9 protein-coding genes are annotated in these 16,479 nt (G+C 40.7%); all 9 read right to left on the bottom strand.

What is annotated here, in order from left to right; genetic code table 11:
• Positions 1-5: 5 nt before the first annotated feature.
• The 9 genes from ACFPB1_RS05900 to ACFPB1_RS05860 all read right to left on the bottom strand — a co-directional run bounded on the left by ACFPB1_RS05900 (position 6) and on the right by ACFPB1_RS05860 (position 16,472).
• Positions 6-2,057 carry an ATP-dependent nuclease gene (locus ACFPB1_RS05900; RefSeq protein ID WP_379222939.1) on the bottom strand — a complete coding sequence of 684 codons (2,052 nt, stop codon included), beginning with the start codon at positions 2,055-2,057 and terminating at the stop codon, positions 6-8.
• A gap of 197 nt (positions 2,058-2,254) precedes the next feature.
• Positions 2,255-3,190 carry an HD domain-containing protein gene (locus ACFPB1_RS05895; RefSeq protein WP_379222937.1) on the bottom strand — a complete coding sequence of 312 codons (936 nt, stop codon included), beginning with the start codon at positions 3,188-3,190 and terminating at the stop codon, positions 2,255-2,257.
• Between the two features lie 21 nt (positions 3,191-3,211).
• On the bottom strand, positions 3,212-4,714 hold the full coding sequence (locus tag ACFPB1_RS05890; RefSeq protein WP_379222935.1) for a DUF2357 domain-containing protein: 1,503 nt from the start codon (positions 4,712-4,714) through the stop codon (positions 3,212-3,214).
• Positions 4,689-6,950, bottom strand: coding sequence for an McrB family protein (locus tag ACFPB1_RS05885; RefSeq protein ID WP_379222933.1), 2,262 nt, complete (start codon positions 6,948-6,950; stop codon positions 4,689-4,691). Before ACFPB1_RS05885 ends, ACFPB1_RS05890 begins: the two co-directional genes overlap by 26 nt.
• 16 nt (positions 6,951-6,966) lie before the next feature.
• On the bottom strand, positions 6,967-7,497 hold the full coding sequence (locus tag ACFPB1_RS05880; protein ID WP_379222932.1) for a hypothetical protein: 531 nt from the start codon (positions 7,495-7,497) through the stop codon (positions 6,967-6,969).
• A gap of 297 nt (positions 7,498-7,794) precedes the next feature.
• Entirely contained in the window at positions 7,795-11,016 is a 3,222-nt protein-coding gene (locus ACFPB1_RS05875) for a DEAD/DEAH box helicase (RefSeq protein WP_379222930.1), read from the bottom strand.
• Between the two features lie 12 nt (positions 11,017-11,028).
• Complete coding sequence (locus ACFPB1_RS05870) at positions 11,029-11,736, bottom strand: hypothetical protein (RefSeq protein ID WP_379222928.1); 708 nt, start codon at positions 11,734-11,736, stop codon at positions 11,029-11,031.
• A gap of 10 nt (positions 11,737-11,746) precedes the next feature.
• Positions 11,747-13,645: a BREX-3 system phosphatase PglZ gene (gene pglZ, locus ACFPB1_RS05865; protein WP_379222926.1), complete on the bottom strand. Its 1,899-nt coding sequence runs from the start codon at positions 13,643-13,645 to the stop codon at positions 11,747-11,749.
• A 19-nt stretch (positions 13,646-13,664) separates the two neighbouring features.
• The gene (locus ACFPB1_RS05860) at positions 13,665-16,472 is read right to left on the bottom strand and encodes a DNA methyltransferase (protein WP_379222923.1); all 2,808 of its coding nucleotides are present in this window, start codon (positions 16,470-16,472) and stop codon (positions 13,665-13,667) included.
• Positions 16,473-16,479 lie beyond the last annotated feature (7 nt).

The following is a 16,479-nucleotide window of genomic DNA, read 5'->3' as shown; positions in this document are numbered from 1 at the left end:
TTTCCTTAATCGCTAGAAATTTTTTGTTTCACACTAGCAATCAGCCGTTTTAATGGTGCCGGCAAGCGTTCCTCGAACAATTCATCAGTGATATTCAATATCGCCAACCGATGGGTGACTGGTTTTCCCCGTTGTAAAAAGAAGTAATCATACCACACCATCAATTTTTTCTGTTCAATCGTGTAAGTATCACCACTACTCCCTCCTTCTTTTAATGTATGTTTAGTCGCATTACTAACACGTTCGAGATACTCCGGTAATTCTGGTTCGTCATTTTCTATCTCTAGTACTTTTCCTATTTTGTCTATTCGTGGCCCTTCATTGAGCCTAAGTATCTGTTTATATGCATCCGGAAACGCCTCTAACATCATAAAGTCCAAGTCCAATGGACTTGAGAAATAAATATCGTAGTTTTCTAACCTTTGTAACCAAGCCTTTTGGTTATCAACATAACTTTCATCCCAAGTATGCATTTCATTCAGATCTTCATCACTAAGGATGCTTCCACCCATTAATGATAATAGTTCACTCTTATCCACACCGATTTTAATCAATTGCAATAAAGCATATTTTATCCGTCCCCAACCCCCACCACTTCGCTCCTTATCAAGATCCAATAGTGTGACATAGGGAATTTCCAGTTCATTTAAAAGCTTCCAAAAGTGATTAACGTGTCTTCCCCCAAGCGGTACTACAGATACCGAAATGCTATCCAAATGATCTTCTGTCTTCAATTCAATAGCTTTAGGGATAACGATTTCTTCACTATCCCCTTCACCTAAAATAACTAATTTCGAGAAGTAAATCTCTGGGTATGCCCTTACAGCTTCTTTTACATATTTATACGCTTCTTCATTTTCTGCAGATCCCTGTAAACGAGGTAATACGATTTTTTTTACTTTCGTAACAACCTCATCTACCGAAATATTGAAATATCGAATTGATTCAGGCAAAACCCTCTTCACAATTGCTGGCGTATGTGAGGTTAAAATGACTTGGGAATTATTTTTTGAAGCGATTCTATTCAAATTAACGATAATATTGCCCAATAGATGTGGAGACACATGGTTTTCAGGTTCTTCGATAGCGAGAATTGTTAGGGCCGGAATTTGGATGTTAAATAGTGGTGCATCCTCATCTTCACTATTGTCCATAGCTTGCTGTTCAATTTCCAGAAACGAATCCACGAGTGACAAATAGAATAAAGACCTAAGCCCATCTCCTAATGAATCAATGGAATATGCTTTTTGCGTTATGGATGGCATAAAATCCACTTCAAACTTTTTTATTAATTGATCCAGGTCTGTGCTATTGAATCTGATGTTTGCTTCCGAGTATCGGGTATCCTTATGGTATTTTTTCCAGTGATCTTTCAGTGAATCCCTAACCCTCTCTAATCCAGCCTCTTCAAACAAGGATTCTTCAGCACGTTTTAGTTGATCCTTAATGTTCTCCTTTGTTTCGGTTGACCAGTTAATACTCTTCAAAACACGCCAGAGCAATGTTCCGGTCGCATTCCTTAATAACGTGGATGGATTGCGAATTGCTGGAACATAGATAATTTTTATTTGTGAGAGCTCGCTTGGCGGAATCTTCGTAGCTACCTCTTCTGCATCCTCTGATAGAGACACATAGTTGACTTTACTTTCTATGATTCCATCTGGTGTATTGCTTTGCTCCCAAGTAGCTTGTAGCCTAATTCGCAAGAACGGTGGCTCGCCAGTGTTTTCAACAACAAAGTTATCAAAATACGTAGGTATTGCATAATGTGTTTCACCTTCATCGTTCTCAATTTCCGGAAATGAGAAATTCGCCTCGATGTAAAGCTCTCGCCTCTCCAAATCTTCAAGTACTTCGTCATACGATACATAAAAATCGGACTTCTCTAACGTTCTATCTGCATTTGTTTCTCCAAACAACTTCGTTAGTGCCTGCAGCGCAGCGCTTTTCCCACTACTGTTAGCCCCGATAAATGTTGTAATATCTTCGAAATCTATTACCGTTTCCGTTGGTCCATAACTACGAAAATTGCTTATTCTTAATTTGTTGAGCCGCATAACAGCATCTCCTTGTACAGTGCATATTAAGATTATTTGGATGATCTAGGATTTGAGTATCAAATCTTCCTCCGAGTCCAGTTCCACTTCTCCCAAATTATGACACGACCATTTGACCTCTACTTGTCACCGAATGTTTGTTCCTATGAAAAAAACGAACCTCAAAATAATTGAAGTCCGCCATGGTGTAGTTTCTTTTATAATATCCCACGTTTTATACCACGCTTGAAATGATGAAATACCTCAGAAGGATACATGTTTAATGCGCTCATGAGTACAGTGCAGAAGCCTACAAGAATAGCGGGGCCTTCACTGTTAAATTCAAACTCGATGCCCCTTTCTTGTAAATAAGTTATCAGCCTATCGAAATCGTCTTGATATTCCGGATATAGCGGATAAGCTCGTTCGTGGATATGCTGTATAAGATCCCATGCTCCTAGCTTGACAAACTTCGGCTGCCGCTCTTCAATATCAGACAGGTTGCCATACGCAGTTTCAAAAGCCAGATCAATAAACTTTTGGCTGTATCGAAGTTTACTCCACTCCGGTTGCGCCAATGGGGCTCCAAAAACTTGCTCTATCTCATCTTGCAACTCATCTAAGAGCGGAAATCGCGATGCGTATCCAAGACTTTCAATTAGCCCAGTATAATACCATTCCTGGCTCTCACGTCCCCGTTTGAATCGCTTCCACGTCTCTTCGCCATATTGCTCCAAATCCCGTCTTATTGAGCGGATATTGTGCAGCTTATCTGCGCAAGACACCTGACGAATGGCCAGATTCGACGTTTTAAGCGCCTCCAGCGTGTGCTGTTTTCTCTCCTCCCAAGTGGCTCCTTTGTCGGGTTCAGAGCACCCCTTGACAATTTCAAGAACAACGGAGCCAAACAGTTCAAGCAATTGTTCATCGGTCGTCTCGGTATCCTCAAGCGTATCATGCAGGATCCCGGCAGCTACGACTTCTTCCTTACAACCCGCTTTCAGCAAAATCATTCCTACCGCATACGGATGACTGATATATGGAATTTCTGTTCCTTTGCGCGTCTGATTTCGATGTGCGTAGGCGGCAAATTCGATCGCTTTTTCAATGAGTGAATTCCAACTCAATCCATGTTTATCTTCGACATCGGCCATCCTAACTGACTCCTCTCCGCTTTAAATCAGTGCCTCTACGGATTCGCTCATGATATTCGTTAACTTATTCGCTAATTCCTTATTCCATATGCCCGGCTTTAATGTATATACCCCCATGCGATGCTTCTTCATATAGTCGTCTCCGAACAGAATCGAATTTTCCTTACCGTCTGCAGGCGTAATAATATAAACCTCTTCTACCGCCCTGCTACCATCAGTTGATCGCACGATTCCATCCCGATACTTATGCATTTCTCCTAGCGCCATCGGTAGATTGCGATCGACGCGATACTTTGGATCAAAAATAAACAATTGCCCTTTGACCTCAAGAACGATATCCGGGATCATATCATGCGTATACGTGACGAAATCGAGCGTTGACGGTTTGAACCTTCGTTGATAAGCAAGAGTGGCGCCGCCAACCAGCTTAATTCGGCGCTCTTTTTTCTCGGACAAATTCAAGACTAGACCATCCTGCTCAAGGGTAAAGAGATCGGAAGAATCGAGCAATGAGCCATTTTCCCGCAGTATCTTGACCAGTTGCATGAAGACCCATATTTCATAAAGATGATACGTGTCTTTCAAAGGAATTGAGTTTTGAACTCCGATCGAGTACTCATTAAATTGATAGAGCTGCTGAAACCAAGAAAACCAATTCCGATAGATCGGATGTTTGCGAAACACTTGTGATACGACGACCGGGCCAGCGTGAGGCTGTAGCTGTTGCAGAAAAGAAGAGCGAAGCCACCCGTTCACACGATCAAGATAATAACCGGCTTTGGATCGTATCGCATCCATGGATACGCTCTGGTACTCACGCAGAAGATGCTGTAGCTCGAGCAGTTGCCGAAGCAACACTCGGTTCTCATATACGCTGTACGTGTCCTCGCGCTCACCAGACCATACGAGCTCGGGAACGGGAATTTCTCGACTCATTCCGTTGCCTGGATGTCGTTCCGACCAAGCAAGTAGCGCCGGCGTCACATGCTTCACGTTTTCTCTGCGAATCCATTGATCAGTCCTGGTCAGCTTGCGAAGCGGTCTGGCTTGAATGTCTCGAAACCATTGCTGCAGCCGATAAAAGGAACGATCGACATAATCCCACTGCGCCAATGAGGTTTTTCGAGCGAAACCTTTGTTATCGAACTTCAGAAAAGCTCCGCAATGTTGAAAACAAGCCGCCGCTTCCGCAAGAATATCCGCTATCATTTGCGTGTAGTCTGCTTCGGTTATTTTCCGCTTGTCTGGAAACAAGTACGTCTCATGGGTTATTCGTTCAGCTTGTTCAATTGTGAAAGTCAGCAAGCCAGACTGGAAAGGCGCCGTCCATTCGCCTTCCCAGCCTGTTACCGTTCGCACCATCGAGATCGGCATGCCAAGCGCAAAAAATTGGAATGGCTCGCGGTACGACGTTCTCCAGCGATAGACTCGCGCTTCCTCAAATCGCATTTTATCAATCGGAGTCCATATCCCCGTGTCCGAGCAGTAGAATTCAGGATTATCTCCAGAACTGGGTAGCGCCATACCGATCCAGTTCTCCTTTCATGCGCAGCAAATGATAGAGCGATTCCGATCCGTCGCCGAATAACGCGGCTGTCCAATCGATCAAGTCGGTGAGCAAAGCATCAATTCGCTCATCCCCGCGAATCTTGGGCAGCACTTTCTCGGCAATCACGCGATCGACTGCTTCCTTCTTCTCCATGCGAATATCCGAATCTAGTTCCTCGTTGGCGTACAGCTTGCGGAGCATCTCATTCATCGTCCGGTAACCGAAATGAAGCTCATACCGGCTTAGCTTTTCATGAAGTGCCTGAAGCATTTTCCATTCTTCCTGCAAGGCGACCTTATACTTAGACTCCGCCTGTACCCAGAACTGATCCAAATCGACATCCGACAAGGTCATAACGAAGGCTCTGTCCAACACTTTATCCGAGATGCTGTGTGTCGTCTCATCCACGTTGATCGTCCCTATTACATAGAGGTTGTGTGGGATTTGCAGCTCCTGCGGAACATCTGTAATATGGCTTTCCGTATGCAGACGAATCGGCTGTCTCGATTCAATCGCACTTAAGTAGTCACTCAGATAGTATTCGACGCGGGCCAGATTCATCTCGTCCAGCACAATGAACATCGGTTTTCCTTCCTGGATGGCTTGAAGCACGGCGTTCAGAAATGGCGTCCGAACATATCTTTTTTCCAAAGCGCTGTAATAACCGAATAAAGACGTAGAATCGGTCCAATCCGGCCGTACCGGAATGACTTTCAAATACGGATTCATCGCGTCGTACGTTTTGCCGTATACCGCGTTTGCATAGAGCAAGCAAAGTCTTGTTTTCCCCGTACCGGATATCCCGTTCAAGATGACAAAATGTTTGTCTTCCAGGCTCGTCAGGTTCAAATGGAAATCCCGAACAATAGCGTCCGGGTATGTGAAGGGACTCTCGCGTACATTGGACAGGATGGCGCTCAGGTTAAAATCGTGCTGAAATCCCTCTTCCATTTCCTCCTCTTCCTCAGCATGAGGTTCATTCTCCTGTATGAATGACTCTGGTGAATCTTTGGGAAGATGGATCATTCCTGTACAATCTGCGAATAGTGCAGCAGCTGTGATCAACCTGCTCTTCACATTTTCGATTGGCTCCGTAAACAGCAGCTTCTCATTATCCCAAGCACCAACAAAAAACGAATTCCCATCAAGCTGGAACCCGTGCTTCACTAATTCTTCAAGTGATTTCGTTTGATATTCTTTGTTATGATTAGATGAGTATTGATCTTTACCTCGGAACTTAAAGCTTTTCGTTATCGCCCACTGAATAAGACCATTTCCATGTAAGTTGCGGAGATTATAGAAGAGATGCCCATATCCGTTGACAAACACACCGATCGCTTCATTGGGTTCCCGCAAGTAGTTTTCTAACATCCCATCCGTTACCAATTGGCCTTTATCATAGATCCCGTATTTTTGCCGGCGTTGGTTAGGTTTGATTTGATTCACTTGATCGAACTTAACAACATATTCTTTGCCATGGAGAGTGAGCTTGATATCCTCAGCATGAGAATTAAACTGTTCCAAAATCTTCAAAGAAAGAGCATGGCTAGTCGCCTCATTACGTACAAATTGCCGAATCGGTTTGAGTAAATTCCAAGTATTCCATATCACATCAATAAGTCGATCCATTTGTGGTATCTGATCAAAATCAATTAATGTGCCAAAACTTATCCAAGGACGACGTTTCTCATTTGCACTTTTTTGAATATAAGGGATCAAATCCGATTTGTTTAACAAAACTTCATCATTATCGCTAACATATATACTTACTTGATCTGAAAGTAAATCTAGGATCGCGCCAAATTCTTCTAGGTTATGTTGAGTTCGCACAGCCTCCCAGAAAGGATAGAAATTGCTGTTCAGTATTATTTTCAGTTTTCGATCCGCCCCGTTTAACGAGAGCATTAAAGCAGAGTACTCTGATTGAAAGAGGCTTTTATCCGTTAATTCAACAAATGCTTTTTTGCCAATATCAGAATTCTGCTTGCTTTCCGCATACTTAGGATTCCGAGCATCATGCATCGTTGTACGAAGAGTAACTTCATATGTATGGACATGGTAATCTAGCAGTTCCGGGACATCGCCTGCATATTTGTTTTTGAATTCTTCCATGAGTTGACGAAGCACTGGCTGGACTTCATCAAGCACGCGTTGGCAACGTAGCGACGTTTCGGGAATAGACAAAGCTTCTTCTATTTGATGGATGTTCATGTTGGCCTCCGATTATTTATTCGTAAGGATTGGATCTGAGAGTCATCCCTGGATTGGTAAGTGAAAGCATATACTGATGCTCCTCAAAAGCATCCGATAATCTGGATTTCAGCTCGCCATCCAATTCGATCGGTAACACTTGCCCCTCTTCGAAAACACAATTAGGAACCGCGCCTTCTAAAATAGGAATAGCAGATTCCATTCGAATATATCCTCTATGCCGCCACATCGTTTCAACAACAGGGTCCACATCTCGGCCAACCACGTCTTGAAAAAATGGCGTAACGATCAAGGCAAAACCATCAACAACCTGACGGTTACCACCTAACAGCTTCTTCTGACAAATCCAAAGATAGAAAGGTCCCTTCAAGAGTTTTTTGGATTTCTGTTTGGATAACGCCTGAATAGCCGATAAATAAACATTTCGAATGTGCTCATTAATTGAATCTTCATTTTGATCGGACAACATAGATAGATCGAATTGGTAAGCCCAACCTTTAGATTTTAATACTTCCTCAGCCAATTCAATAGTTCTCAGTGAGCTCATCCTGTCATCATCCCCTCTCATGTGTTACTCTCACATAGTATAAATCAATCGTTGGACACATCCATGTCACGAAACATATGTTCTTTTTAAATATATTTATCGATTACTTTTCTTGGTTAAATTAATTATTAGTACTTCAAAGTACAACATTTGAAATAGTTCTCACTTCCTATGTCTTCGTCAATATCCAATAAAATCCTGCTATACAACCATCAATAAAAAAGTTTCCCAACATAGGATGTCAGGAAACGAAAAGTAGAATATTATTCTTTGTAAAGCGCCGCGACACACCAAGCCTTACATTTGAATAAATGTTGGTAAATCTGTTAGTTTTCTCTCTTCTTTCACAGTACCGTCTTTCACAACATAAATATAAGTCCGATCTTCTATCTCTTTCAAATCCTCGGAATATTCTTCGGATGGCCAATACATTTCTTCGTCGGAAATGATGATGAATCGTGGCTCCCCGTTAAATCTTTCACTATAAAAGTCAACCAGCGAAAATGGATTAAATGTCTTTATATTTGCCCGCCCATTTTGTCGTTCGTAATCCTGGATAATGTCCTTGTAATCTACGGAAATAAGTCTTTGAGATTTTCCTCTTGGTATAACCTCCAGTTGGGCAATTCGTTTTGGTGGCTTCATTCCAATATTTTTTTGTCTTTGAACTAAAGCTAATCTCCGCTCCTTACGCATTTCCACGTCAATTAGATTAGCATCAACTTGATTAATTAAGGCACCATTACGATTTTCCTCATTTTCTCGTTCATACTTGCCGCGGCGCTCAATTAAATCATCGATTTGTTTTTTAAACGTTTTGTCCAAATAGCTTGATACTCGGTCCAGCTGCTCTTCACGTTTTTGTCGAACCTGATCACGTAAATCCATTGCTGCCTTCACCGCGGCGGACCGAAATGAACTATCTAACGACTCACTTAAAGTGGTAAGTTCACCGACAAACTCATGCTGAAACAACCAATAAGGATCTAATCGAATTAATGAATCATCCTGTCGTTTACCTAGAAGGATAAGTTCATTAGCTAATTCATTTCCTGTGCCATCGGTAACACTATTAAGATAAACCTCAATTGACAAGGGTTCACTTACCGGACAATACACCATATAACGATCTATTGCTAATTTCTCATTTTCTTTACGTGTAAGAATCATTCCTAATTTAAATAGAGGATGATCCTCAGAAATGATATCGATTCCTTCCTTTACATAACTCCTAAATGAAGTGAAACGAATTGCATCCTCCAGTTGATACAATGGAAGACGATTTGTTTTTGATATATCTCGAATGTATTTAGGCAATCGTTCAATTCGTTTTATCTTCTCATTTTGGGTCTGGTGTATCCGCACATTACATTTCTTAAGGATATATTCTGTAAATAACCCAAAATTTTGTTCGGGGAGTTTTCTTACTACAAGATCATGCTGTTCCCTTCGCATCTTGGGTAAATCAAAAATATCTTCGGAAAGCCTCTCCCGCTCTACCTCTTCAAGCAGTTTTTTATGCTCTTCTGAGAGTTTCCGCTCCATAGTTGCAATAATATCGTCTAACTTTTCACGGTGAATGACGGCAGCTTGCATTAACGATGCCAAATCGTTGAAATCACCATCAACGATGTCACCGATAAAATCGTATACAAGGTCGGCACCTAAGTCTTCCCTCATTCGTTCCATTTTCTCAAGCAGACGTATCATTACGTCGCCTTCTCGTGTGTTAGATGCAACAAGATTAAAGATAGCCACTTCATTCTTTTGACCAATTCTATGAATACGTCCCATACGTTGTTCTAGCTTATTGGGGTTCCACGGAATGTCGTAGTTGATCATCTGATTACAAAACTGTAGGTTGATCGACTCTCCACCGGCATCCGTAGCAAGCATGATCTGGCACTCATTACGAAACAATTCAACTTGTCTTCTACGCTCATCCATAGAGAAACGCCCAACAATCTTCGCGATCTGCGGGACACGCGTTAATAAGCGTTTCTCCAAAAAATCAAGTGTGTCCGCCGATTCCGTAAAGATAAGAATCTTTTCCCCTTGATTCAATAAACCATTCCAACCAAATAAGGTTTGCTCTAGTTCATCATATTTTCGTTCAACAGCCGTTTCTTTCAGTCGGGAGGTTTTCCTTATTAATCGTTCTAACTCATTAATTTCGATCCTTAGCTCCTCTGGATCAAGGTTATCTGTTGAGCTTTCAAGTTCATCTTCTAACTGTTCTTGAGTTTCCAACGATTCGTCTTCATACTCATCCCAATCAAATTCCATTCTATTTTTGTTTTGTTTCTTCTTACTTGCGATCGTTTCTTCTAACAGCTTGATTAACCGGTCTCTTCTACGCTTAAGCGACAGATCTATGGCATTAACAGACGAGCTGAGCCTTCTTTGGAGCAGCATCATAGCAAAAGCTGTGCTGTTACTTCCTGAATTCATCGCTCGATTAAAGTAGAGACGAACATAATCTGTAACTGATTCGTAAAGATCAAGTTCTTCTTCAGATAAAGTATACTGAATCGTTCTAGCTGTCCGTTTAGGAAAAAGGGGCGTCCCATCAAAATTTTTGAGTGTTTCCTTTAATCTTCGAATAATAAACGGATTTGCCTTTTCGCGTAGGGATTCTGTTACCGACAAGTTAGAAAAAATATCATCATCTACTAAACGCATCAGATGCCGAAAGTTCTCCATGTCACCTTTATGTGGAGTAGCTGTTAGCAGCACGCAATGCTCTGCTTGCCTAAGTACGGTTTCGCCTAAGTGATATAGCTTTGTTTTAGATGTTTTCTTATTGGCAACTCCATGAGTGTAGGCTGCCATTTTATGAGCTTCATCCACGATCACAAGATCGAAATTCGCCTCACTGACTAAGCTTTTTACATCATCACGGGCCGCCCAATAAACGGAAGCAAGACAACATTCATGTTCTAAGAACGGATTTTTCGAACCATACTGCTTGATTACAGAGCGATTTATGATAAAGAAATCCTCATGGAATTTATCCTGCAACTCTTCCTGCCATTGTTTCAAGACTAATGGAGGAACAAGAATTAAGATTCTCTCCACACTTTCACGTGCTTTAAGCTCTTTAATGAGCATACCCGACATAATCGTCTTCCCTGCACCTGGATCATCCGCAAGTAAGAAGCGTACCTGGGGCATTTGAAGCATGCGGCTATAAACCGCTTCGATCTGATGTGGCAATGGAATTAAATTTTTGTTGCCCAATGCCCTTTTTGAAGAGTATTTACTATTGACTAACAATGCGTGATATCGCAGATAATGTTGAAGATCACTTGAGGCTATCTGCTGGTCCATACTAATTTGCCCACTTATTCTTTTCAAAGATTCAAGCTCAGTTTTATCCAACATTAACTCATAATACCGATTCGAATCCCGCCCTAATGCAGCAATAGAGAAAAAGCCTTCATCGAAGGCTTCAACTTTTTTAATTTCAACACTCTCTGGAAACTGAGCACCTTGTACTATTTCACCGACTTTAATCATGATCCCACCGCCTTACCTCAATCCTACCATCACCATGTCTATACCCTGCCGCGTTACTTGTAACCGACTATTTCTCAATTCGCTTTCCGCTAAGTTTAAACTGAATGGGAACAAACAAGGTTCCGTAGCAATTTGCTTTAATTCTATGGCTGATTTCTCAGCGGCTTTCAGCATGACCTCAATAAGCCAAAGTTTATATTCTAACTGGCGAATGGGTATCTTTCCAGCATTCACATATTGTTTTTTTTGCTCACTGATTACTTCTAAGTGTTTAAAAGTTCCAAGTACGGCTCCCGTTGATACACTGACTCGCCTACGTTCACCATAAAGCGCAAAAATTTTCCTGCTCAACTGCATACTCGAGAATTCCCCATGAAGCTGAAAGAGACGCCCCACTTGATCAGCAACATCCCTGAAGAATGGATATGCAAGAAGCATCATGCCCCAGTGCAGGAGCAATCTTTCTTCTCTCGAAGCGTTCGTACACAATTGTAAGCCACGATCCCGAATTTCCATATTCTCGTTGTCGACTAACAGCCAAATTTTAAACAGAATCGTTCTAGCATTAAGTCTTGCCTTAGCACCAGCAATATCTGCCATCAAATTTTGATCCACTAGATCATATAGCTGTTGTCGATTTTCCACTCTTGATAATTCACGTGCGATGTGGTCCAACTGATGCAATTGCAGTTTTTGATCAAAGCCAACCGCCTTTTTCAATCTGACACCTTCATTCTCTTCTTTTCTTGACTCGCACGAAAGGAACGATAACCTCTTCAATGCTGGTCCCGCCATGGCTCACTACAACTTCGCCTTCTTTAACAAAAGCCTCGCCACTTTTAGCTATCAATACGAAGAATTCATCCGGGAGGCCGATAGAATCCCATTTTTGCGACGAGTATTTCTGTACAGCCCGATCCCGCAACTCCTCAGAATTATAAACTCGAACTCGCTCACCACGGGTATCCGCTAATACGCCTTCGCGAATGGCTCCGATACCTATGCTTTCTTTGTTGCCATGATCAGAAGTTATATATACATCAAATCCAGCATCCAATAAATCGTGAAGTAATGATTGCAAATAACCGGTTTTTAACCAAATAGAAATTTGCCCTTGCATTCCCCTATGACCTTGAATCGTGTGATGTGTCAACTTATCGATAATGTCGACTACAAGTCCCGCCACTTTAATGCTCGATTTAGATAACGCCTTAATTTCCGATTTATTATATTCCCCTTGGCCTAATGATTTTTCATACGTGACATGTATTGGCGCAATACCATATTTAGCCCAACATGCTCTCCACTCTTTTTCCTCATTAGCTGTTGTATGAATGGTTGAGTAATAAGTTTTCGGTATTTCCCCCGAGAAAATGGCTTGTCTAGATACAGAGGTTAACGTAGGGATCCAAGCAAATGTACCGTTTTCTATAAAATCGAAAGAAGACTGTAAGTTTGAACGCAATTGACTCCACTGTACAAAACTTAATCCGTCCATTACAATTATAGCCTTTTTAGGATTTCCTTGCAGGTGCATATGCTCAGCCACTTTATGGAGCATAACTGGTGTATGCTGATCTGATAACGAAGCCAACGCCCCATAATGATTATTTAGCCAGAGAGCAAATTGCTCTTCTATAAGTTGCTCAAGGGACTTTATTTTCTTACTAATTTCTGATGAAGTATCTAGAGTTAACATGATTGATTTCGCAGTACTGAATAAACCGATAAGGTTGACCCAGCCGCGGCGGTCAATCTCAAGTTCTAACATTTTTTCGATCTGACCGATATGCTCGTTTATTAAAACGATTTGTGACTGTTCTTCATTCAGTTGTTTTACTCCAAATAATAATGAATCAGGTAATGAATCTTTATTAAAGGAAATAGGTATTAATTTGCCTATACGAAATAAACCAGCAAGTGTATCTTGTAATTTGGTATCCCAAAATGGATGATACTCAGGAGTATCATTCTCCAAGAAATTGCACCATTCCTGCTGTAAGAAGGAGTACAAAGCATCAGAAGATTGAATTAACTCAGATATAATCAATCGTGGATTACTGTTTGTATGATTTAATGCATCTCTCAGATAGTTTTCTATCGTTTCAGGCATTGTAAAAGGAAGTTGATGTCGGCTTATACAAAGTAAAATATATTCAGCTGCGGAATCAATAGTGTCGTATGGTAATTTGTAAATTCGCTTCAATAAGAAGTCTATAGTATCATTGTCTGATCTCTTGACTGGTATATCATCCATCAACGATAAAGTATCTAGTGTTCTAAAATCGAGTTCTTGCACGATAGGTGCGGATAGCATTGGGAACAATTCACTTTTACAAATTGAAATATGTTTGCCCTGAGCCCATATATCGTAGGGGATATCACTGATATCATCTGACTTCGGATGTATTAGCAGATAACTATTAAATGGATTCGGTCTATACTGGCTTTCATACCAATACCTGAATACGGCCCGATCTTTAAATTCTACAACGTCTATCCCTAACTTATACAACTGGCTGATAATGACTTCATCTTGCAACAGGGAATCTGGGTCTGTCACTAACGTAATATGGTAGAAAGGTGCTTGAAAATGTTCAAGCACCTTTTGACGCCAATTTTTATTCAAATCGTCTACACTTCCTTAACTACAGGCCGAGTCTGATCTGTGCGTTATCGTAATACATTAGCAATTTGTCATCTTCTTGAAGTACGTTTTCAGGGAGGCGCTCCCCGATTGTTACGATTGTTTGGTAATCTTTTTCACTCCAAGCTTTCTTGAATCCAGCTCGGATAGCTTCGGTGCGGAATTGTTTTAGTTTTTTCTTATTGGAAGAAAGCTCTTCAATATATTGACTAAATTCTCTCAATAATGTTTTTTCACGTAATTTCTCCAAATCTGCCTGTTTATTTGGATCAGGTACATACCAACGATCTAGAGCTTTCTCAACCAGTTTATCGTCCTTTTTAGACAGATTGCGTAGATCTTTATAGTCTGAACTTAGATACGTGTGTATTTGGCTAGGAACTTCACTTTCTCCCTCGTACTTTAAGAAATTTTGCTCCAAAAGAGTATCTAACTCTGGTAACATTTCGTGCTTAGCAATATGCTGAATCTCTTTAATAAAACTTGAATGTAACTCTTGACGTGTTTGTGGTTTTTTAAGCAACTGGTGACGAAGCCATTCAATAGCACTATTTTCATCAGATACAAATAGACTTAGTTGAGAAACTCCTCTTCCGCTCATCCGTTTTTTATCGTAATCTACTACTTGCCTCTCAAGAAAAGCCATACCATCTCTCATCGGAAACCGACGTTCCACACCTGTTTGAAACTCTGCCGATGACAAAGGTACGCTTAAACCATTCTGCACATAATATGACACCATTCTATCGAACAAAACTCTTGGAGTCCTTTCGACAATAAGTTCAGTAATACCTCTCGGCCCAATGTAAATAGGTAGTTTTTCAAGATGGTTTCTTACATAAGACCATGCGGAATCTTCCGTGTATTGATTCTTAATGATTTCGGATTTCATTTCATTAGATGGCTTGTATGCCGATATTACCAAATCCTGCTTCACTGCCGTGGTAGTTGTTACTGCTTTAAAACTCCCTTGTTTCTTATCTAATGCAGACACGTTTGCAACAATGAACCCTGACTCCACAAGTGCTGTTTGAATACTATTCCATACAGAAGCCTTAGTATTTGAAAATTCAACTGTCATCCATCGACCAGGTTTCAATATTGAGTATGCCTTCTTGAAGCAATCTAACATAAGTTGTCGATAATCATTTAGGTTTTTTCCTTGTACGCTATTCTCAATTGCCTCCGGTTCATCATCGGTAGAAACTTTGAGCCAGCTCTCCCAAATTGAGTTAAGCTCAGAATAATTAAGATTCGCTCCAAACGGAGGATCAACAAATATATAATCAACAGAATTAGGTTTAATTTCTATAATTGACGAATCACCACATCCGATAACTGAAGATCTTGTTTTTGGAAATAGCACTGCTTCATTATTAGATAGTCGTGTAAACTTGTTTGAAAGTATATAGCTTACCGATACTTCCGATTGCTGTGAACCAATATATAATGTTCCACTTAAGTACCTATTTACTTGGGAAAAATGGTTGGGAGAATATCTCGATAATTTAGAGAACCCTAAAGCAGCATATTGCACAAAAAAAACACAAAGTTTTGATTTAGATTTAAAAGCAGCACTGTAAAGAGCTCCTAAAGCCATTAAGTTACGTTTTGTATAAAAATGATGGATATGCGTTACTCCATGAGATATTTTCGGTTGTCTAGTATTTTGACCGTCTTTTAATTCATTGGTCGGAACCCAGTAGGGAATCTCACAATTGTTTATTTTTTCTATTAACTTAAGATCGAACTCATCTGGTTTTTTTTCAGCTTTCTTACCACCAACCGTATAGTTGATAAGCACAGGTATCTGTTTAGCTTCTCTAACATTTTGGCCAATTAAACTATCATATCTTGTCGTCCATGCTCGTTCCATACTTCGTTTTGTTAAAGTTCTTGTACAAAATGGACAAGCAAATTCATCTTTTACATTTCCAGAATCGTAATCAACGGCAACATCACGGAACACAATCTCAGATGTACACTCAGGACAGACAAAAACATCAGACCAAACGGTATAGTTAATTCTACCAACTTGCCCATCAATATGTTTCGTTTCATACATCCAGCCAAATTCTTTTTCCACTTCAGATAATAGTTTAATTGCTTCTTTCTCAAAAGCTGCAATATCAACTGGGGTGTTATAGTTGTACGAAATAAATGTTGCCGCTGACGATAAATCATTTAATATTGCACGACGGGGCCCCAGTTTAGAAAAAGGAACCCAACTTACCTTTCCATCTTCTTTTATTTCTTCTTTGAGAACCCATCCTTCGTTATCGACTTGATACCCCAATTCCCTAACCGCTTCACGATTTCCGCACATCTCAGCAGCGACTCCTGTCATACCCGAACCACAAAAGCCATCGAAAACAACATCGCCAGGATTAGTATAATGAAGAATATAACGCATAATTGCTTTATGAGGGACCTTCGTATGATAACTATGGGCATTATATATAGGATGACTCTTACCTTCACTAACATCAGCAGTGAAAGGTTCTCGTTGAAAATCAAAGGCATCATTCATTTCTTTACATTTTTCCCAACCCAAAATAAAATCATTGACCCATGGATTAGGACAAGCGGTGTAATAAGGCGGGTCTGAAAGAGTCAAAATATCCTCATCATCACCTTTTGGAAATCCTTTAATCCCCTTAAGTTCTGGTAACTTCTTACGCAACTCCTCGGTAAAATACGCGCGGCGCGCGTCATCATTTTCAAATGTCAAACCCAAACAGGTTACTGGACCTGTTTGGGTTTCATTTTTCATCTCGAATAGGGTTTCTTGCTTTAAGTTATCACTCATATCTTAA

The sequence above is a fragment of the Paenibacillus sp. GCM10023250 genome (assembly GCF_042653205.1).
In the GTDB taxonomy this organism is placed as follows: domain Bacteria; phylum Bacillota; class Bacilli; order Paenibacillales; family Paenibacillaceae; genus Paenibacillus_Z.
The sequence above is the reverse complement of the archived record's forward strand: the minus strand, read 5'-3'. Positions and strand labels throughout refer to the sequence as shown.